This window comes from Exiguobacterium sp. s91, assembly GCF_018618915.1.
In the GTDB taxonomy this organism is placed as follows: Bacteria; Bacillota; Bacilli; order Exiguobacteriales; family Exiguobacteriaceae; genus Exiguobacterium_A; species Exiguobacterium_A abrahamii.
Window position 1 is genome coordinate 2,003,054 of the sequence record NZ_JACSMZ010000001.1, and the last position, 21,484, is coordinate 2,024,537.

Below are 21,484 nucleotides of genomic sequence, written 5' to 3' on the forward strand. Positions count from 1 at the left end.
CTCTCCCTTAGTTACTATAGTATGAATATTATTACAATATCTTTACTATTCCCCGGGGGAACAAAAATAAACGCTTCCCGTTTTTCAACGAGAAGCGTTCTACTGAATGGACCCTGCAGGGCTCGAACCTGCGACCGGACGGTTATGAGCCGTCAGCTCTAACCAGCTGAGCTAAGGGTCCTTAAGTAATAGTAGCGGCGGAGGGAGTCGAACCCACGACCTCACGGGTATGAACCGTACGCTCTAGCCAGCTGAGCTACACCGCCATGATGTATGTTTCTTACTCTTACTAGATTACGAGATGTGGCGAAACTTGTCAATATGCTATTTCAAAAAAATAAACAGCTGATTTCATTTTTTTGAAATCAGCCGTCATAAGAAAATCGTATTTCACTTAGTTCGTTAAAGCCGTCCGCTGTTCAAGGACGAGATCCGTGATGTTAACGGCGTGATCGCCAATTCGTTCGAGGTTTGACAAGAGATCGACGAAGATCATCCCTGCTTGTCCCGTACATTCGCCAGCGTTAACACGAAGGACGTGATGCTTCCGGAATGACCGTTCGAGTGCATCGAGTTTACCTTCGAGTTCTAGAACTTTGCGAGCTCGTGTGACATCATCCTCTTCGACAGCGCGTACGGCACAATCGACGATTTCTTGCGTCAAGGCATACATGTCATCAAGCTCTTTCTTCGCAGCTGATGTGAACTGAATTCGGTTGACGATTTGGAAATCGACTAATTCAACGATGTTTTCGACGTGGTCACCGATTCGTTCGAAATCATTGACAGCGTGCATCAGTAACGAGTGTTCATTTGATTCACGCTCTGATAAATCATGTGCCGCTACTTTAACGAGATAACTCGTGACTTCTGTATTTAAATGGTTGATCGCATATTCAATCTGCTCTGATTCTGAAACATCTTTCTTATCATGCGATTGCGTGTAACGGTGCGCTTTTGCAAGTGCGTCTTTCGAGAATTCTCCCATTCGCAATACTTCGAGCTTTGCTTGATTCAAAGCAAGTGCCGAAGATTGGTTCAAGATGTTCTGATCGAGATGACGCGGTTTCGAATCAATCGTCGTATCCGTACCCGGTACGATTTTTTGTACAAGCCATGCGATTTGCGCAATGAACCAACATTGAATCAACGTATTGACGACATTGAATGTTCCATGTGCAAAGGCGATTTGCATTTTTGGACCTAAATCAAGCGCGCCTGTGATCCAAGTAATGAAGCTTGAGAAGATTGGTAATGCAATCAAGAATAAAATCGTCCCGATAATGTTGAAGATGACGTGTGCCGCTGCTGTCCGTTTAGCTGCAATCGACGCACCAAGTGCTGCAAGTACTGCTGTGATCGTTGTTCCGATGTTATCACCGAACAAGACCGGAAGTGCTGCTTTGATATCGATCATGCCACCAGCGTACAACTCTTGTAAGATACCGATCGTTGCTGAAGACGATTGGACAAGAACAGTAAAGATCGTTCCGACGAATACACCAAGCAATGGATTATCCGACATCGATACCGTCAACTCACGGAACCAGACACTTGACTCGAGTGGAGCCATTCCGTCGCCCATCAATGTCAAACCATAGAACAATGCACCGAAGCCAAAGAAAATCTGTCCGATGTATTGAACCCGTTCTTTATTGAAGAAGAAGATCAAGAAAGCACCAATTGCGATTGCTGGAAGCGCAGCTTCCTTGACGTTAAAGCCGATGATGAAAGCCGTAATCGTTGTTCCGATGTTAGCCCCCATGACGACTCCGATTGCCTGTCGTAAATTCATCAGACCTGCACTAACGAGTCCGACAACGATGACGGTCGTCCCTGACGACGACTGTATCAAAATCGTGACGACGATACCCGCTAGGATACCTAACAGTGGATTTGTCGTATATTTATCGAGGATATAACGTAATCGGTCTCCTGCTGTTTTTTGGAGCCCATCTCCCATATACTTAATACCGAATAGGAAAATCCCGAGTCCACCTATGAAGGTGAAAATCATTTCCTGCAAATCATAGTTCATCTTGCCAGCTCCTTTATTTCATGTGGATTGATGTGTTTGTAAAGTTTATTTTCTCAACTCCCCCATTATGTAAAGGTCTGTTGAACTTGTAAATAGTTTTTGAGACATCCGTTTGTTAAGGTTTTATTAATCTGTACCATCACACATAAACCCTTTATCACCAATAAAAATTAAACAATTAAAATCTGTTATAAAACAGTAGAAAGAGTGATTCACTTGTCATTTTTACGTCAACTGATTAATTACTTACAAACTTCTTTAATTCCAAATCGTCCGTTTTTGCGTCTTCGTTTGGCAGATGTTTCCCTTTATTTTTGTGGATTAGCTTGGATTTCATTTTGGACGACGGTCATTGATTCCTTCTTTTTACAAAAAAACATCCCGATCATCGTTTGGTTCATCCTTCATTTCATCTTTATCGCAATCGCTGTATTACTTTACGTATTGTTTATGGCGTATCTAACGAAGGGGTTCGTCCGATTGTTACTTCCACGTCCGTGGGCGTATCGCCACACATTTCCTTACACGGTCGCAACGAATCTCTGGTCTTTCCCAATCGGTATGCTTCTATATCAACTCGATTATCTTCGCTTCGGAATCGGGATACTCGTAATCGGACACTTCGTCTACACATTAGTGCCATTATGGATCGCCCGTTCCTCGAAGCCGCGTTCTTCACGTAAACCTCAATGAGTATTAAAATCAGGCGTCCGACGGATTGACGGACGCCCTTCTTTCATTAAACAATTGTAAATGTTCAATTTTCGTTCTTGTTTCTCGATTTTTAGGGAATAGTTCGATATGATAGAAAAGGTAAACATAAACAATATGGCGGTATGCCACAAAAGGAGATTTTCGATATGCCGAAAATGGTCCATCGCTCTAAGACTCGTCCCGTTCGTGTAGGGGACCTTGTCATTGGTGGAAATAATGAAGTCATCATCCAAAGTATGACGACAACTAAAACACACGACGTCGAAGCGACAGTCGCTGAAATCCTACGCCTTGAAGAAGCTGGTTGCCAAATCGTCCGCGTCGCTTGTCCAGAAGAACGTGATGCGCTCGCACTTGCAGAAATCAAAAGCCGAATCAACATTCCGCTTGTCGTAGACATCCACTTCAACTATAAACTTGCGCTTATGGCAATCGAAGCTGGCGTCGATAAAATCCGAATCAACCCGGGTAACATCGGTCGCCGCGAAAAGGTCGAAGCCGTCGTTACAGCAGCAAAAGCAAAAAATATCCCAATCCGGATTGGGGTAAATGCCGGTTCACTTGAAAAGCATATTCTTGAAAAATATGGCTACCCAACTGCTCGTGGTATGGTCGAGAGTGCGTTGCACCACATTAAGATTCTCGAAGATCTCGACTTCCATGATATCATCGTCTCGCTTAAGGCATCAGACGTACAGTTGGCGCTTGAAGCGTATCAGCTCGCTTCTGAATCATTCGACTATCCACTTCACGTCGGAATTACGGAATCTGGTCCACTTCGCTCTGGTTCATTAAAATCAGCAGCGGGACTTGGAGCAATCTTGTCACGTGGAATCGGAAATACAGTTCGTGTATCTCTTTCAGCGGATCCTGTCGAAGAAGTAAAAGTTGCAAAAGAAGTCTTGAAATCATTTGGTCTCGCAGCAAACGCAGCGACATTGATCTCATGCCCAACATGTGGTCGGATCGAAATCGACTTGATGTCAATCGCTGCAGAAATCGAAGACTATATCGAAAACATCCAAGCGAACATCAAAGTTGCGGTTCTCGGATGTGCGGTCAACGGTCCTGGTGAAGCACGTGAAGCTGATATCGGTATCGCTGGTGCACGAAACGAAGGATTGTTATTCCGTCACGGAGAAATCATCCGTAAAGTACCGGAAGCAACGATGGTCGAAGAATTGAAGAAAGAGATCGATGCGATCGTTCTCGAAAAACAGGCTGAAAAAGAAGCCGAAAAAGCGAACCACGCATAAGTTGAAGACTCCTCCCTCGCGAGGAGTCTTTTTTCGTATCTCGATTTCGACTATGTTATACTAAGTGAAGAAAAATTTTTAGAACGTGGGTGACTGTAAATGAAAATTGGAATTGACATTGATGGAACGATCACACATCCATCCTCTTGCTTCACTTACATGAATAAATATCTCGGAACGTCGATTGACTTCAATCAGGCGTCCGAGTATGAATTGCATACGTACACTGATATGAATCAAATCGAATTTTGGGACTACATGGTGAACTCCGGTCACGAGACCGGCATTTATCGTGAATCCATCCCTCAAGAACATGTTCGCCACCACTTATGGAATTTGCGGAAGCAATATGACCTCCATTACGTAACAGCACGATCGGAGCTCGTTCGTCCTGTAACAGAAGAGTGGATCAAACAACACGAACTTCCTCTTGATTCCTTGATCATGACGGGATCACACGACAAAGTACAAGTCGTCCGTGATTTATCACTCGATTTATTCATGGAAGATCGATTAGAGAATGCTGTGCAGATCGCAGAAGACACATCGATTCCTGTAATCTTGTTCGACGCACCTTATAACCGTAAAGCCGTACCGAATAATGTCATTCGTGTCGCTTCATGGAATGAGGCCGTTCAAGAGATTCAAAAATTTGCACCGATTCGTTAAAACAGCCGATTAGGCTGTTTTTTCCATTTTTATGTCATTGTATGACTTGATATCGTACAATGACGATAGATTGAAACTTTGATATAGGAAGGGCTTCGTGATGCTTGCGACAGTGAATATCTTTTTTATTAATATCTGTATTATTTTTCTCGTTTCTACGTTCACCTTTTACCTACTTCGTGATCGTTTGCCAATTCAACCTGACTCAAAAATGTCTACTCGTCTCTATTTCGGACTTTCCAATGGTATGACTGGCATTCTACTTATGCATAATGCAATCGACTTAAATGGAGCATTGATTGATTTACGGTTATTACCACTCGCTTTGTCCGCTTTGTTTGGTGGTAATATCAGTATTGCCGTGACAGGGCTGATGCTCTTGATCTACCGATTCGTGATTGATAGTGGCGATTCACTAAACGCTCTGTTTAGTTCTGTCATCACACTACTTGGATTTCTAATACTTTCTTTTATTTGTCGTCGATTCATCAAACGGCAAGGGTATTTCTTTTCTGCCATCGTCACGGTCGGTTCCCTACTCGTACTCTCGCGATTGATTATGAGCAACTCCCCAGCGGATGCCTGGGGAACGATTTATATTCCATATTTCATTTTAACGATTGGTGGAGCCTTTTTGTTTTATCGTTTGTCTTCACTTCTTCAGCAGCATTTTGTTCTTTATTCTTATCAATCCTATCTTGCTTCGACCGATCAATTGACGCGGCTCGCGAACCGCCATGTCATTTTAGAAAAAGTCACAACGCTCGAAAAGAGTAAAGATTCTTGGGGAGTCATCTTGTTTGATTTGGATCACTTCAAGAATGTGAACGATACACATGGTCACGCGATAGGAGACGCTGTCTTGCGCCACTTTTCAATCTTATTGAACGAGCATTGTCCGGCACCCGTTACGGTCGGTCGATATGGTGGTGAAGAATTCATCGTCATCGTTCCAGACATCGAACTGCATCCTCCTGTCGTCCTAGCTGAAACAATCGTAACAGCCGTTCAGCAAACACCTTCCGTCATGCAAGATCATGCCGTATCCATTACGGTATCCGCAGGAATTGCTTACGCTCATCAACAACCAGCTGAAACAGTATTTAAGCAAGCGGATAGCGCTTTGTACAAAGCAAAAGCACAAGGACGAAATCAGTATCGCCTGTATCAATCGAAATGAATACTAAAAAGCCACTTCTCCTCCGAGCGATTCGGACTGAAGTGGCTTTTGTTGGTCAACGGACCGTTCCTTCATTCGTCTTTTGCAGTAGACAGATGATTTCTTCAAGTGGTACCGGTTTAGCGAAGAAATAACCTTGGAATAGATGAATACCGATTTCCTTGGCAATGCGTACTTCTTCTCCTGTCTCAACTCCTTCGACGATACATTCGACATGCATCGACTGGCTCAGTTGAAAAATCGACTCGAGGATGGATTGTCGTTTCTCCGATTCACCGATTTGTTCGATGAATTGCTTCGGAATCTTTAATTGACGTAACGGTAACAAACGCTCGAGAACATGATAGGATGCGTGACCAGTTCCGAAATCATCGAGTGACAACGGGAAATCGAGCGTTTTGATTCGTTTGAGCGCTCGATGAATCGATTGACTCTCGAAATCAAGTGACTGACTCTCTGTGATTTCAATTTTAATCTGTTGCGGTTTTAAGGCATACTTCAGTAGCGTTCGTTCGATGAACGGCATGAACGATTCACTCGTCAACTGGCGTGGTGATACGTTGACAGATAACGTAAACTCGTCTGGAACCAGATCGATCAATGCTTTGCGTGTCTTACAGCTTTCCTCAAAAATCCATTCTCCTAGACGAATGATTAAATCACTTTTTTCAGCAATCGGAATGAATACGGATGGTCGATCTGCTCCTTGTAACGAGGTCTTCCAGCGAACTAAGGCCTCAAGACCGATGAATTGCTCTGATTGAACATCGTATTGTAATTGATAAACCAGATGAAAATCCGTTTCGATGTTAGCTTGGGCTAGGGATTGTGCTGCTTTGACTCGTAATTCTTGATCCTTACGCCATTCTTGGTCAATACACATCACACGTTCGTTTTGTTGCGCTGCTTCTTGTAAGGCAGTCAATAATTGCTGCACCCGACGCTTTCGATTGTTGGTCGCCCCTTCGCCATTATCAATGACGATGGATATGTTGACATAGACATGATGCCCCTCGATTTCGTATGGTACAGAGATTTCTTGGCTCAATTCTTCCATCGCTTCCTTACACGCCACCTCGTCCGGCTTTTCCATGACGATCAATAACGTCCCTGCTTCAATCCGAGCAAAAGCTTGATAAGGAGGTAGTTGTCTCTTGAGTCGCTCGATACAGGCGCGTAGTACTTGTAACTGAATATCTTCTCCAAAATAACGTGCCAGCTCATAGTAGTTTTCTAAATGAATCCCGACAAAAATGAGCTGTTGTTCGGGTCTTGGAAAATCAATTTCGTTTAATCCTTGGCGATTCAAGACACCTGTTTCTTCATCACGTCGCGCCGTATCGTGTAATTGTATCGCAAGGTCATTTAACCGATTTAAATTGCGAATATGCAAGTGATTGATGACAAGCGCAATCGATACGCCAATCACAATCATGCCAATCCGTCCATAATGGTCTGTCGGATCAATTTCTACCGTCACGGTATCGGCATTCCACATGACATACAAACTAGTTGCGATGGCAATCGCGATGGCGTACCACATCATGATTCGTTGATACGAGATTAAAGCGATCATCAAAAACAAAAAGCTACTTGCCCAAACGGTAACTGCCGCATAAGGTAAAAAGCTAATCGATGTAATCGGAACGACGAGCAACATCAAAGACAATAAGTGCGTTTGCAAAACGGTTTCCATTTTGCGACGACTAATATAAAAAATAAATAGACCCATGACGATTAAAAATGAAATGATGACAGAACGACTCAAATACGCATTCTTAATTGTCTCTTCTGTCGTCGTATAAATGATCAAAGCACCAACGAACATCATGAATAAGGCAAAATTTCCAATCCACCATTGTTGTTTCCGAACGATATCCTCCATGCTTTCCCCCTCCTTTCCGTCTGATTTTCCGTATAAAGGTTTCGACATCGCTTGATGATACTCCTGTCAAATGGAATGTGTCAATTCTTTCCTAAAAAGAAAAGTCTTCCCTCATACGTATCGTGGAAGACTTTTCTTTCAAATTGATGTTTTTATAGCTCGACTCTTCCTAACTCCTCGATGACATCCGTTGCTAGCAAGCTGCTCGGATGCATGTGTCGTTCGACTTGTCGAGAAGCACGTGCATACCACTCCGCTCCTTGCGCTAGTGTTCTTTCGATATCTCCTGTTGGATGTTGTGCAAGAAGGCTGGTTAATATACCAAACAGCGTATCCCCACTTCCTCCTTTGGCGAGACCACTTGATGCACCAGAGACGACGAATCCGCCTCCATCTGGTTTCGCGATTAAGATGACATGGGACTTCAAAACGACAGTTACTTGATGCAAGATGGCATAGTCGGTTGCCTGACCAAAAAGATCATCTTGAATACTTGCGACACTCTGGTTCGTCATCCGGGCGAATTCACCGATATGCGGTGTGACGATGATTGGCGCGGTTCGTTCAGGATAACTTTCTTTTACTAAAGCTGCAGCATCTAGTACAACCGGCAAATCACTCTCAAGCAGATAGTCCACCCATGTTTCGACTGCCTCTTGCGATAATCCGGGACCGATTCCAACTGCTGAGATGGAGGGGAGCATCTCCTGAATTGCTGGTAATGTCTGATCAATGACCATCGCTTCCGGCGCTTGGACGATGATTCCATGTTTCGCAAGTGCCGTCGTTGCCACTTGTAGTTTACCGACTCCTGTTCGTAAGGCTGCCCGTGTCGCGAGTTGGATGGAACCCGGCATCGTCTCACTTCCACCAATCAATAGAGCCGTCCCGTACGTTCCTTTATGACCGTATGGTTCCCGCTTGAACAAGGCGGTCACACCATTAGGTGATACGCGCCATTCACCAAATGTCGGTAATCCGATATCAATCGTTTCTGATTCGCCATAAAACGGTGCTGTCCGTATTAAAAAGGCAGATCGTTTCATTGCATGCAGTTGAAATGTCACGTCTGCGCGAACCGCTGTCTCCTTAAATTCCGTTGCGTGATCCGTCGGTACTCCGCTCGGCACATCCACTGCATAGATACGTGCCCCTTGTCGCTTTTGTTCCGATACGAATTCACATTGCGCTTCGAACACCTGATTCACCCGCTTTGGATCAAATCCTGTTCCATATAAGGCATCTAGAATGACATCATATTGACCACACGGTTGTTCGGTCACGAGTCCAAACGCTTCTGCATAATGGACATGAACGATAGATGTATCCGAACGATTCTCTCCAAATGGTGCATGTAGTGTGACATCAAATCCGTCGCGTATCAATTCGCGTCCAATGACATACCCATCCCCACCGTTATTGCCTGTCCCACATAAAATCAAGATTCGCTCCGTCTTCCTATGACGCTCTTTGATACGTGTTGCGATGTGACTTCCAGCTCGTTCCATCAGCACTTCAAGTGGCAGTCCGGATGTCCGTGCCCACTCATCGATTTGTCGCGCTTCTTGTGTATCATAAATCATCTTCTCATCACCTCTGTTCGACTATTCCCGTTTTGAACAGGACTAGTCTTTTAAAACGCAAAAAGAGGACGCCCGACCGGGCATCCTCTTTCATTTAAGATGTCATGCGTTGACAATTCGCACAGCGTCCATAAATTTCGAACTTATGATCCTCAACTTCAAAGCCAGTCTCTTGGACCGGAGAAACCCATTCCATCGGACAGACATTCAATGTTTCCGTCTTGCCGCAGATTCGGCATATCAAATGATGATGATGGTGTCCTGAAGCACAAGCTGCTCGGTATTTCATCTCACCGTCTAATTCCGTCACTTCTAATAAGTCGATTTCCGAAAAGTCATTCAAGTTTCGATAGATTGTATCATAACTTAACGAAGGATGAGACGTTCGAAGAGCTTCTGCTACTTCCCGCGCACTGACATAACGATTCACTTCAAACAGATACGATAGCAAATCGAGACGCTTCGGTGTCATTTTAAACCCGGAAGCCTTCATGCGTTCACGCGCTTGTTCGATGTTCGTCTTCATGTGTTTTCCCTCCTATCCAAAAACGTTCCAACAGCATCACGATGATCAGCTCAAGTACCGCAAGCAAGACGATCATTCCACCTGGTGCTAAATCGAACTGATAGGCCAGGATGAGTCCGAGTACTGTCGCAACCTCACCAAATATGATAGCTAAAAAGATCGTCGCCTTAAAACTCTTCGCAATTCGAAGTGCTGCCGCAACCGGTAACGTGATTAAGCTTGAGACAAGCAAAATCCCAACGATTCGCATACTGATCGCAATGACAAGCGCAACGACGATCATAAAGAGAATATGCACTAAGCGAAGGCGAATCCCGGAAACGCGCGCCTGCTCCTCGTCAAAGGAGAGGAACAACAATTCCTTATAAAAGGCAAAGACGAAGATGACGACGACGACCGTCACGATAAGAATCGTGTACACATCCGTCAAGGCGACAGCCGAGACCGTTCCAAACAAGAAGGAGACGAGATCCATTGAAAAGCCGTTCGCGAGACTGATGAATGTTGCTCCAAGCCCCATCCCCGTCGCCATGATGATCGGGATTGCGAGTTCTTGGAAATGCTTGTACTTCGCACGCAACCAATCGATCGTCAGTGCCGCGATGACCGACGTCACGATTCCTAAATACAGTGGATTCAAGTCCGCTAATTGTGCGACCATTCCAGAGATCAATAGACTGAGCGCAATTCCGGCAAGGGTGACGTGTGATAGTGCATCTGCGATCAAGCTCATCCGCCGGACGACGACGAACGAACCGATCAATGGTGCCGTGAATCCGATCAGAATGGCAGCCACTAAAGCGTACTGTAAAAACTTTAACGTCATGAACGCTTCAATCATTGGACACTCTTCCCTTCATGAACGAGGACACGTCCCGGAACCGGATAGAGGGAGCGGATCGTCTGTTCATCTAGTTCCCAGTATTCCTTGATGCCACAGTTACACCCTAAACGTCCATCGACCAGATGAATCACATCCGTGACAAGTTTACTGACGAAGTGAATATCATGCGTGACAAGAACGAATGTCCGGCGCTTATCTCGACGAAGTTCTTCTAAGATCTCATAAAATTCTTTCACGTATCGCTGATCGACACCAACGGTTGGTTCATCCAAGATCATTAAATCAGGATCGTTGACGAGCGCACGTGCGATGAAAACACGTTGTTGTTGACCACCGGATAGGTCGCCGACTTTTGAATCGCGTCGCTCCCACATTCCGACCGTTTCGAGGGCCGTTCGTACTTTGTCTCGATCGTCGCGAGATAAGCGACGAAAGAGTCCTTTTTTGGCGTACAGTCCCATCTCAACGACTTCTGCGACAGTCACCGGAAAACCGGAGTTGAACGCTGCCGCTTTTTGCGAAACATAGCTAATCCGCCACCATTCATTGAATTGTGATTGGGATTGTCCAAATAAACGAATCGTTCCTTTCGGTTGCAATAACCCTAATATACATTTGATCAGCGTCGATTTTCCGGATCCATTTTCCCCGACAATGGCTAAAAATTGTCCTTGCTCGACCTGAAACGAGACTTGATTCAACACCCGACGATCTGGGTAATCATAGCTGACTTGATCAATCTCGATGATTGGTGTTTCCATTTATTTTCACTCCTTCCGTTTTCGTAAAACGGAATAATTACGCCTTAATCAACTGTCTTATTATAGCGCCCGCCAATTATTGGTGCAACTCTAGCAACTTCCTATCCTCCTTAGAAAACATTCAAGGTACAATAAAGAAAGAAGCTAGCTGTTTCCGGCTTGTTCAGAGAGGGAATTCTTTTAGTGCACGCATCGCAGAGAGGAGTCGGAGTCATTTGAAACAAGAACTTGCAGTCATCGATATCGGTTCCAACTCGATTCGTTATGTTATCTTCCATCCGATCGCTTCTGGTCGCTATATCGAGAAGATTAATATTAAAGTCGTCGCCCGGTTATCTGCTCACATCAACGAGGATGGAGCACTCGATGATGAAGGCATCGCCTTACTCGAAGAAACGTTACATCGTTTTTATGAAGTTGGTGTCACCCATGAAGTCGAAGAAACGATCTGTGTCGCGACAGCAGCCATCCGTAATGCAACGAACCGAGATGCCATCGTTGAATCCGTTACAGAAAACACGCCTTTTTCCATTCAGGTTCTGACAGATGAACAAGAAGCATACTATGGCTATTTTGCCATCATCAATTCGACCTTCCTGACTGATGGCTTTTCTGTCGATATCGGTGGTGGTTCCATGGAAGTCACCTTGATTGAAAATCGCGAAATGGTGGCGTATCACAGCTTTCCATTTGGTGCCGTCACCTTGACACGGCAATTCGTTTCGGACGAGACACTAAGTGCCAGCGATAAGAAGAAATTGGTGAAATTCCTACGGGAACAATTCGAATCGATTCCATGGCTGAGTGATAAAAAGCTTCCTTTAATCGGTGTCGGTGGTTCTGCCCGAAATTTCGTTCGGATCCATCAGTCGAATCAGGACTATCCCCTTCGAAGTATTCACCAATATCAAATCAAAGCGAAAGAACTCGCGAAGATGGTCGACGATCTCGAAGGAAAGTCGGCGAAACAACTATCGAAAATCGAAGGACTCTCAAAAGATCGAATTGATATCTTCCTGCCGGCATTGATTGCGATTCAAGAGTTAGCCCATCACATCGAAGCGGAAGAATTCGTAATGAGTAATCTCGGTCTTCGCGAAGGTCTTGTTTACGAGTTCGATGTGCAGGACGAAGCATACCGTCGGATTGAAAACGTACGTGAGCAAAGTCTCTATCAGCTCGAAAGCGACTATAAGGTCAATCGAGATCGTGCGTCATATATTGGAACACTCGCCAAATCGATGTACCGGCAGCTCGTCACGCTCGACTTGATTTCAGAACGCGCGTCTGATCTACGACTGCTCGATTCAGCAAGTCGCTTATTTTATTGTGGACAATACATTAATCCAGATACACGATCGGACCAGACGTTCTACCTGTTGACGAATACCGAATTGAATGGCATGACGCACAAGGATCGCGTTGCTCTCTCGCTCGTCAGTTCCTATTCTTCTGCCAAACGGATGAACCAGCTTGCGAAACCTTTCAAGGACTGGTTTACGGAAAAATCGCTGGATCGCTTCGACCTACTTGGATCTCTCCTCAAATTAAGTCATGCGCTCGACGTGACGGAGCGAAAAGCTGTCGATCATTTGGAACTGTTCCTTGAAAAGGATCAACTCCAATTCGTCCTCGATACAGGGGATCATGATTATGGATTCGAAGTCGAAAAAGCGGAAAAACAAAAGAAACACCTGGAACGAATCATTGATTGTACGATTACCTTCGAAACGAAAGGAGATCTTCCTTCATGAAGCTCGACATACCTGAACATTTCAATAATCGTGAGCTCAGCTGGCTCCAGTTCAACAAACGTGTGCTGGATGAAGCGTTTGACACACGCAATCCGCTAATGGAACGTTTTAAGTTTCTCGGTATCTTTAGTTCCAATCTAGACGAGTTCTATATGGTACGAGTCGGTGGTTTAAAGGATGAAGTACTCGCCGGGTTCAATAAACCAGAAAATAAACAACAGATGACACCCAAACAACAGTTACGTGCAATCGCAGCGAAAACAAAAGAGTTAGTCGATCGGCAATACGAAGCATTTCAAGCAATCAATCAGACGTTATCCGATGAAGGCATTACATTCTTGAAATACGACGCTCTGACTTCGGAACAAACGACCTATGTAAAATCCTTTTTCCGTGAACAAGTCTTTCCGGTACTCACGCCCGTTGCCGTCGATGCCTATCGTCCGTTCCCGATGCTCTCGTCAAAGTCACTCAACATTGCGACGGTGCTTGAGGCAGAAGACGGGACAAAACGAAATTTGGCGCTCGTACAAGTACCTGCTGTCTTGCCACGATTCGTCGATTTACCGGTAGAAGATGACGAGACGACGGCTGTCATCTTACTCGAAGACGTCATCATCGCCTTCATCGATAGTCTATTCAAAGGTTATCGTGTGTTGTCTGCCATGCCGTTTCGAATTACGCGTAATGCCGACCTTCCGTTTCATGAGGAAGGTACGCATGATTTATTAAAGCTGATTGAAAAAGAATTAAAAAAACGGCGTTGGGGAGTCGCCATTCGACTCGAAGTTCAAAAAGCTGCCATCAATACCGAACTGCTCAACATGTTACGCGATGTACTCGATTTACAGGAACGCGACATCTTTGCCGTGGATGGTCCGATTGATTTAACGTTCTCCTTTGCCTTCTACAGTCAAATCGGTATTGAATATGATCATTTGATTTATCAGACGATCATGCCGGTCGACCCACCGGCACTCGATAGTTCAAAAAATCTGTTTAATCAATTACTCGAACGCGACTATCTCTTGCATCATCCGTATCATACGTTTGATCCTATCGTCCGGTTCATCGTCCAAGCGGCGAATGACCCGAACGTCCTTGCCATCAAACAAACACTTTATCGCGTATCTGGTGATTCTCCGATCATCAAGGCCTTAAAAACGGCAGCGGAGAACGGGAAACAGGTCACCGTTCTCGTTGAACTGAAGGCTCGATTCGACGAGGCGAAGAACATCGAGTGGGCGAAGCAACTAGAAAAGGTCGGCGCCCATGTCATTTACGGATATAGTGATTTAAAGACACACTCAAAGATCACGCTCGTCGTCCGACTCCACGAAGGCAAGATTCAGCGTTTCGTCCATCTTGGTACCGGCAATTATAATGATTCGACGGCGAAACTATACACGGACGTCGGATTATTGACCGCTCGGGAAGAGATCGCCGAAGATGCGACGAACTTCTTCAATTGGTTATCCGGATACGGGGAACAGCCAGAATGGAACGTCATTCAAACTTCACCGAACGCAATGCTTGAGAAGTTCCTGTCATTGATTGATGAAGAGATTCATCATCATAAAAAGCACGGAAATGGTCGAATCGTTGCCAAGATGAATAGTCTAACGGAAAAAGACATCATTTTACGGCTTTACAAGGCATCGCGCGCCGGTGTCCAAGTCGAACTCATCGTTCGGGGCGTCTGTTGTCTGCGTCCTGGCATTCCAGATGTTTCGGAGAACATTCGCGTCATCTCGATTGTCGATCGTTACTTGGAGCATTCACGCATCTTCTACTTCCATCACAACGGTCAGGATTTGATGTATGGATCAAGCGCGGACTGGATGACACGCAACATGCGAAAACGGATTGAAATCTTGTTCCCGATCATGGACGAAGAACATAAGGAGTATTTAAAGGATTGCCTGGCCCTCGCCCTGGCTGATAATGTGAAGTCGCGTGAGCAGGCAGCGGATGGATCTTATCATTACGTGAAGGACGGAAAACAGAGCTGTGAATCCCAGTTGCTGATTCAAGACTATACGAGCGGCAAACTCAAACAAAAACCTAGTTTTACAACTCCATTAACACAAAAGTGGATCACGATCGAAAAGAAAGAGGACAAAGTCATTCTTGATCAAAATGCTACATGATGTTGGTCATGTTTTACCACGTACTCTACTTCAAATGCTGATTTACAGCAGAAAGGACGAAATGTATGCTTCAGCAAATCTTATTATCCCTTCTCGCCGGCGTCATCTGCGGCGTCGTGTTCACAGCACTGAAACTGCCGATTCCTGCCCCACCTGTTTTTCCAGCCGTCGTCGGAATCTTCGGTGTCTTCCTTGGGATGAAAATCTATCTATTTTTAGTAGAACGCTTTTTCTAATCCAATCAAAAAAAGTTCTCTTTGCTGCCAGCGCAGAAAAGAGAACTTTTTTTGATTCTTTTTAAGGTTTTAATGATTAAATGTCGATCGTGGGAGCTCTGCTTGAATAGGAAAAGATTTTACTCACTCTCTTCCGTTGCTGCTGCCGTATCCACCGCATGAAGCATCTGTTGATGTAACCATCGGTGACAGGTCGGGCAAACCGTCTGATATCCTTCTGGTGTCAAATGCCATTCCAGTAACGACTGCCTAGACTCCTCACAATGCATACATTGACGCGCGACTTGTTCCAGATGATTTCGCTCCTTGAAGCGCTCGATTCGACGTTGTTTAGATTGTTCGAGTGTCAGTACATCCGTTTCGAAATACCCATACTGCCATGAATCAAGCAGACGCGTGCGAAACACGCCTTCGACCGGTCCAGTTTCAAGACCAAGTTGATCGAGTGGTCGTCCAAGTAAGGGATGACGTAAATCCACACTGATGAGATCAAGGCACACATATGACCCTTCTGAGTCGTCAGCATTCGTCAACCAAAATGGATCTTCTGGACGTGTCGTATACTCGGTGAACAAGGCTTCAGCATACGCCATGATACCGTCAGTCGTCGCAAGAAACACCTCTTCTCCCTCTACCAGTTCTGCCGGCAAATAAAACGGTTCCTTTGTTTCATAGTAGTGGACAACAGCTTGTCGTATCGCAAAACTAGTCTCATCAACGACGAGTATATGACACATCACAGACACCCCTTTATGAGTTATTCGACTGGTGCTCCTAGAATCGGTAGACGCCAGTCTGCATCAAACGCACCCGAACGTAACATATCGATTTCTTGTTTATACGGTGCCACTTTTTTCTTTGGATCGAGACCAATGTATGGCGTCTCTAAGATTTTCGGTAAATGTGCCAGAGCAGGATGATGCACGACACGATGTAAGGCATCAAATCCAATCTCACCAAAACCAATATTTTCATGACGGTCCTTTCGAGCACCACGGATATTCTTTGAGTCATTCACATGGATGACACCAAGACGATCCAGTCCAACGATCCGGTCGAATTGTTCAAGAACACCATCTAAGTCGTGCACGATATCGTATCCTGCATCATGCACGTGACATGTATCGAGACAGACGGACAGACGATCATGATGTGTGACGCCTTCGATGATTTGAGCAAGTTCCTCGAAGGTTTTTCCGATTTCCGATCCTTTTCCAGCCATCGTCTCAAGCGCGATCTTGACCTGTTCGTCACCTGTCAGTACTTCATTGAGTCCTTCGACAATCCGTTTGATTCCGATTTCTTCCCCAGCACCTACATGCGCACCAGGATGTAATACGATGTGTTGCGCCTTTTCAAGCGCTTCTGCTCGTTTAATTTCTGCTGCTAAAAACGAAACGGCGAGTTCGAATGTCTCGGGTTTCGTCGTATTCCCTAAGTTGATGATATACGGCGCATGCACGACGATTTCCTCTATTCCATTAGCACTCATATGTTGCAATGCTTCTTGAATCCGTAACTCTTCCATCGGCTTACGGCGTGTATTTTGAGGTGCTCCTGTATAGACCATCATCGTCGTTGCACCGTAAGATGCCGCTTCCTCACTTGCACCTAACAGCATTTTTTTCCCCGAAACGGAGACGTGTGAACCTATTTTCATATTCTTTTCCACCTTTCTCTTTTTACAGTGTACCAAATCTTAAAAACAACAAGACACCCGAAAAATGTTTTTTCATTTCACGGGTGTCATCAATGGAATTATTTTGATTTGCGTGCGTTTTCTTTACGTTGCGCGCGACCGACACCACGTTGTTCTTTGATGCGTTCACGTTTTGCTGTTTCTTTCAACTTATATTGATGCTTCTTCTTATAACCTGGTTTAACGCGCTTTTTCGCTTTTGCTGCTTCACCCGACAGACGACTATGCGCTGTCTTCGAGACAGCAGTTTTCATGTGCGGCTTCGCACGACGACGTTCTTTGACCTCGACGATTTGACTGCCTTTGACATCAACGTTCGTGAATTGAATGCCACGGTCCTCTAAGCGATTGATCATACCGTTCTCGTGATCTTCAAACAATGTGTATGCCAATCCATCTTGATCGACGCGACCTGTCCGACCGACACGGTGGACGTAGAAGTCTAAATCTTTTGGAATACCATGGTTGATGACGTGTGAGACACCTGAAATATCAATTCCGCGTGCTGCAAGATCCGTCACGATGACGTATTGATACTTCGCATCGTTGATTTCTTTGATGGCTTGTTTACGACGACGTGCCGGAAGATCTCCGTGAAGGGAACCAACGTTCAGTCCTGCTTCTAGGAACAAAGCTTCGACTTCGATTGCTTCTGCTTTTGTATTCGTAAAGATTAGACAGATATACGGATTCAGCGCTTTCGCGACTTTCAACGTCAATTGTGAGCGCTCACGATGCTTGACCGGAATCGTATGGTGAACGATTTTCTTCGCTGTCTGTTGTTTTGGATCCACATGCGCATAACGCGGGTTGTTCATGTATTTTTTCAAGAACGGTTGCAATTTCTCAGGAATCGTTGCTGAGAAGACCATCATCTGAAGCTGTTCTGGAAGAGCTTGCGCAATCCGGTCAACTTCTGGCAAGAAGCCCATGTCGAGCATTTGATCCGCTTCATCGATAACGTAGTGCTTCACGAAATGTGGTTTTAAAGCCTGTTCTTTGAATAGGTCTAAAATACGTCCCGGTGTTCCGATAACGATTTGAGGTGAGACTTTCACACGACCGATTTGACGTTCGCGATCCATTCCACCTGTAATAAGACTCGTCTTGATGAAGTCTGGTTCCTTCACGAGTAACGATTTCAGTTCTTCATGAATTTGCCAAGCAAGTTCGCGCGTTGGAGCAACGATGATTGCTTGTAATTCTTGAAGCTTTGGATCGACGTTTTGAACGATTGGAAGAAGGAACGATAACGTTTTTCCTGTTCCTGTTTGTGATTGACCGATGATATCGCGTCCCTTTACTGCAGCTGGGATGATCCGCGACTGAATGTCGGTCGGTTTTGTGATGCGGGCGTCATCGAGTGCTTCGATGACGAACGGGTGTAATTGATAATGGCTGAATCCATTCATGAATTGACACCGTCCTTTCCTTATTTGCTGAGGCTTCTGCCTCTCGATTAGTTCAACATGGTTATGGGTCTACTACCGTCATACAGATAGGAGTACGTATAAAAACGAGTTGGAATCTTTTTGTTTTTCGTATGAAGCTTCAATGCACTGAAGGCGACTTTCATCATCTCATCAGCACTCTGGACGACCGTCGCATCCATCGATTTCATGTCAACAGCTTCTAATATAGCACGATTCCCGTCTATGCCGACAATTATTTTTCCTTTGATACCTGCTTTTTTCAATGCTTCGAGGACACCTAGCGCAATATCGTCATTGTGACAATAGATGGCATCAAACGGAATTCCCGACTCAATCACCTGTGTCATGACCTGTTCTGAAGTGACGGGGTCGTAATCCCCATTCACGGATTCGACGATTTCAAGTTCCGGCTCACGCTCAAGACCAGTCAAAAATCCCCGGTGTCGTTCATTCGTCGTATTGACGTTTGCCGTACCCGCGACTTCAATGATGTCGGCCGTAGCTCGTCCCGTCTGCTTGATGCGTTCGTGTTTGATGAATGAGGCAAGCTGTTCCCCGATCAATTGGTTATTCGAGGTAATCGAACTGACGACTGCATCGGAGCGAATCAATCGATCGATCGCGAAGACCGGAATCCCAGCACGAGCTGCCTCTTCTAACGTACTAGCAATATAGACATCATCAAGCGTCGTCACGAAGATTGCATCTACCTTCATTCGAATGAACTCTTGAATTTGCTCGCGTTCATTGATGCGTGAATTATGAGACGTCGCGACGACTGCTTCGTATTTATTTAGTTTGGCTTGTGTCTTGAACGCATCGACGAGCCGTTGCGCAAATTCATGTTTATCATTGACGATCGTGAAGCCGACGAGATGACGGCGTGGACTCGGATCCGGATTGACGAATAAATTGGAAATGAACAAAACGGATGAAATCCAAACAATCAGGGCGAATAACCAGGCCTTATTGAATTTCATTCCGTTTGCTCCTTTCGAGGTAAGTGGACTTGAATCGTCGTACCGACACCCGGCTTACTATCAAAGATCATCTTGCCTTTATGATCACGAACGATTTGTTTCGACATGAAGAGTCCAAGTCCATTGCCATCGACTTTTGATGTCTTGAACGCTTGACCGACATGATCAATCTGATTTCCATCCATCCCTACCCCATTATCCTGAACAATGAAGACGACTTCTTCTGGATAAACGTGGACATGCAGATGACAGATTCCATCCGGTCCTTTAAACGCGACAGCTTGAAGGGCATTTCGAACACAGTTTGCTAAAATCTGCAAAATCCCCTCTTCTGATGCATAAATCTTTGGCATGAAGGACGGTGTATAAATCTTGCAGTCCGCTTCGTAATGATGAGCTTCCGCTTCTAAGATATATGTCAGCTTCTTCATTAAATCATTCATATCAATCGTCGTTTTTTGAAGTGCGTTGTTTTCGCCTTTCGATAAATCAAGCATCGTTTGAATCATGCCATTTGCTCGATCCAGTTCCGATAAGGCGAGAATCAACATTTCTGGATCACGATCCTTTTCTGCTGCTAACAACTGTAACGTCATCTTGACTGGCGTTAGTGGATTGCGGATTTCGTGGGCAATTCCTGCTGCTAGTTGACCGAGTGATGCTAATTTTTCTTGATGTAACATCGTTTGTTGTTGACTCAACTGCTCAAGGCGCGCATTTTCCATCCGTTGAGCGTACTCGTTATAGGCAGCAACGAGTGTCTTGACTTCGTTTGATCCGGCACGCTCGAGAACAATCGGTTTGGGTGAGGTGCTTTTCTCGATCTTCTTCACAAGTTCAAGCATCGGTGCTGTCAATTGTTTTGACATCAAATAGCCGACGATCAGACTGAGGACGAGCGTCAAGGCAGCGATGATCAAATACTGTTGCCGTGTCGTGTAGACTGGTTCATAAAAGACGCTTCGTGGCGTTCGAACGAGAATCTTCCAATCCGTCACCTTCAAATCTTTCGCGAAGTAATACATGTCTTGGTTCGTACTAAAAATCTCAGAAGGTTCTACCGACTGAAACGCACGTTCAATGACACTTTTCGATAATAAGCGTTCTTCATCCGGTACTAGATTACTAGATGTGGCTAACAATTCTTTTTTACTATTGAATAGGTAGGCGATCGTCTGATCGTCAAATGATTCAAGCGAATTCCGAAAAACGATCGAGTTCATGACACTTAACCCACCACCAAAGACACCGACGCGTTCATTGCCGTCTCGAACCGGAACGAACATATAGGTGACAGCATCTGATTCCATCGTATACAGCTTACTCATATGAAAGTCCGTACTCGTCAACGTTTGCAAGAATTCATCGTCTTTTAGGATCGTACTGTTTTCTATACGTCGATCCTCACTTGAGAACCAAGTGACTTGCTTCGTCTGTCGATCAAAGTAGAAGAAACTCTTAAATCCTGTATCGATGTCTAATAGATTCGATTCTTCAATTTTTTGTTTCAGCTTGTCGGGGTTTTTGACATTCAACTGCAAGCTCATGATCTCTTCATGCAGATTCCCGACATTGTCGCGAATCGCATTTCCTGAGACCTCGACACTCTTCTCGCTCTGTTTCTCTGTTTGTTGCTCGACGCGGGAAATCGTGACCCGGTCCGCAGTGAAGGCAAGCGCTGAAATGACAAGACAAATCAGGATGAATAAGACGGCGGTGATTTGAAAAAAATACGACCGCATCATTTTCTTAGACTCCATCCCTTCGCCTCCCTTT

The 21,484-nt window shown here is 45.0% G+C and carries 18 protein-coding genes and 2 tRNA genes; 7 read left to right on the forward strand and 13 right to left on the reverse strand.

The annotated features are described in order from the left end of the window. Positions 1-107 precede the first annotated feature (107 nt). From KNQ06_RS10445 to KNQ06_RS10455, 3 genes are all read right to left on the reverse strand, one after another. Positions 108-181 (reverse strand) — tRNA-Ile (locus tag KNQ06_RS10445). An 11-nt stretch (positions 182-192) separates the two neighbouring features. Continuing rightward, positions 193-266: transfer RNA gene (locus KNQ06_RS10450), tRNA-Met, on the reverse strand. Between the two features lie 128 nt (positions 267-394). Continuing rightward, the gene (locus KNQ06_RS10455) at positions 395-2,038 is read right to left on the reverse strand and encodes a Na/Pi cotransporter family protein (protein ID WP_149426956.1); all 1,644 of its coding nucleotides are present in this window, start codon (positions 2,036-2,038) and stop codon (positions 395-397) included. Positions 2,039-2,245: 207 nt separating this feature from the next. On the opposite strand from KNQ06_RS10455, the gene KNQ06_RS10460 reads away from it, so the two are divergent. From KNQ06_RS10460 to KNQ06_RS10475, 4 genes are all read left to right on the forward strand, one after another. After that, complete coding sequence (locus tag KNQ06_RS10460) at positions 2,246-2,731, forward strand: hypothetical protein (protein WP_215148143.1); 486 nt, start codon at positions 2,246-2,248, stop codon at positions 2,729-2,731. 167 nt (positions 2,732-2,898) lie between these two features. Beyond that, the gene (ispG, locus tag KNQ06_RS10465; protein WP_023467533.1) at positions 2,899-4,008 is read left to right on the forward strand and encodes a flavodoxin-dependent (E)-4-hydroxy-3-methylbut-2-enyl-diphosphate synthase; all 1,110 of its coding nucleotides are present in this window, start codon (positions 2,899-2,901) and stop codon (positions 4,006-4,008) included. 99 nt (positions 4,009-4,107) lie between these two features. Continuing rightward, positions 4,108-4,677, forward strand: a complete 570-nt coding sequence (locus tag KNQ06_RS10470; RefSeq protein ID WP_231884699.1) for a 5' nucleotidase, NT5C type — start codon at positions 4,108-4,110, stop codon at positions 4,675-4,677. Positions 4,678-4,888: 211 nt separating this feature from the next. Beyond that, positions 4,889-5,857 carry a GGDEF domain-containing protein gene (locus KNQ06_RS10475; protein WP_353049196.1) on the forward strand — a complete coding sequence of 323 codons (969 nt, stop codon included), beginning with the start codon at positions 4,889-4,891 and terminating at the stop codon, positions 5,855-5,857. Between the two features lie 55 nt (positions 5,858-5,912). Here the strand turns inward: KNQ06_RS10475 and KNQ06_RS10480 are convergent, their stop codons facing one another. The 5 genes from KNQ06_RS10480 to KNQ06_RS10500 all read right to left on the reverse strand — a co-directional run bounded on the left by KNQ06_RS10480 (position 5,913) and on the right by KNQ06_RS10500 (position 11,456). After that, positions 5,913-7,742 carry a GGDEF domain-containing phosphodiesterase gene (locus tag KNQ06_RS10480; RefSeq protein ID WP_214769038.1) on the reverse strand — a complete coding sequence of 610 codons (1,830 nt, stop codon included), beginning with the start codon at positions 7,740-7,742 and terminating at the stop codon, positions 5,913-5,915. Between the two features lie 152 nt (positions 7,743-7,894). Then, a complete protein-coding gene (locus tag KNQ06_RS10485; protein WP_214724443.1) occupies positions 7,895-9,325 on the reverse strand; it encodes an NAD(P)H-hydrate dehydratase in 1,431 nt (476 codons plus the stop codon). A 94-nt stretch (positions 9,326-9,419) separates the two neighbouring features. After that, positions 9,420-9,851: a Fur family transcriptional regulator gene (locus KNQ06_RS10490; RefSeq protein ID WP_023467528.1), complete on the reverse strand. Its 432-nt coding sequence runs from the start codon at positions 9,849-9,851 to the stop codon at positions 9,420-9,422. Further along, positions 9,823-10,692, reverse strand: a complete 870-nt coding sequence (locus tag KNQ06_RS10495; RefSeq protein ID WP_064300309.1) for a metal ABC transporter permease — start codon at positions 10,690-10,692, stop codon at positions 9,823-9,825. The genes KNQ06_RS10490 and KNQ06_RS10495 overlap by 29 nt, the downstream gene beginning before the upstream one ends. Beyond that, a complete protein-coding gene (locus KNQ06_RS10500; RefSeq protein WP_023467526.1) occupies positions 10,689-11,456 on the reverse strand; it encodes a metal ABC transporter ATP-binding protein in 768 nt (255 codons plus the stop codon). Before KNQ06_RS10500 ends, KNQ06_RS10495 begins: the two co-directional genes overlap by 4 nt. A 215-nt stretch (positions 11,457-11,671) precedes the next feature. Between KNQ06_RS10500 and KNQ06_RS10505 the strand changes: the two genes are divergently transcribed. The 3 genes from KNQ06_RS10505 to KNQ06_RS10515 all read left to right on the forward strand — a co-directional run bounded on the left by KNQ06_RS10505 (position 11,672) and on the right by KNQ06_RS10515 (position 15,596). Beyond that, complete coding sequence (locus tag KNQ06_RS10505) at positions 11,672-13,210, forward strand: Ppx/GppA phosphatase family protein (RefSeq protein WP_214769035.1); 1,539 nt, start codon at positions 11,672-11,674, stop codon at positions 13,208-13,210. Beyond that, positions 13,207-15,360: an RNA degradosome polyphosphate kinase gene (locus KNQ06_RS10510; protein ID WP_214724441.1), complete on the forward strand. Its 2,154-nt coding sequence runs from the start codon at positions 13,207-13,209 to the stop codon at positions 15,358-15,360. Before KNQ06_RS10505 ends, KNQ06_RS10510 begins: the two co-directional genes overlap by 4 nt. 65 nt (positions 15,361-15,425) lie before the next feature. Then, a complete protein-coding gene (locus KNQ06_RS10515; RefSeq protein ID WP_023467523.1) occupies positions 15,426-15,596 on the forward strand; it encodes a XapX domain-containing protein in 171 nt (56 codons plus the stop codon). Positions 15,597-15,715: 119 nt separating this feature from the next. On the opposite strand, the gene KNQ06_RS10520 is transcribed toward KNQ06_RS10515, so the two are convergent. The 5 genes from KNQ06_RS10520 to KNQ06_RS10540 form a co-directional block, all read right to left on the reverse strand. Then, complete coding sequence (locus tag KNQ06_RS10520) at positions 15,716-16,333, reverse strand: hypothetical protein (protein ID WP_215148147.1); 618 nt, start codon at positions 16,331-16,333, stop codon at positions 15,716-15,718. 20 nt (positions 16,334-16,353) lie between these two features. Further along, complete coding sequence (locus tag KNQ06_RS10525) at positions 16,354-17,256, reverse strand: deoxyribonuclease IV (protein ID WP_058712880.1); 903 nt, start codon at positions 17,254-17,256, stop codon at positions 16,354-16,356. A 98-nt stretch (positions 17,257-17,354) separates the two neighbouring features. Continuing rightward, positions 17,355-18,707, reverse strand: a complete 1,353-nt coding sequence (locus tag KNQ06_RS10530; protein ID WP_064300313.1) for a DEAD/DEAH box helicase — start codon at positions 18,705-18,707, stop codon at positions 17,355-17,357. Positions 18,708-18,754: 47 nt separating this feature from the next. After that, complete coding sequence (locus tag KNQ06_RS10535; protein WP_215148149.1) at positions 18,755-19,708, reverse strand: sugar ABC transporter substrate-binding protein; 954 nt, start codon at positions 19,706-19,708, stop codon at positions 18,755-18,757. Next, positions 19,705-21,468 (reverse strand): two-component system sensor histidine kinase NtrB, encoded by a 1,764-nt coding sequence (locus KNQ06_RS10540; protein WP_149426947.1) that lies wholly within the window; start codon positions 21,466-21,468, stop codon positions 19,705-19,707. The genes KNQ06_RS10535 and KNQ06_RS10540 overlap by 4 nt, the downstream gene beginning before the upstream one ends. Positions 21,469-21,484 lie beyond the last annotated feature (16 nt).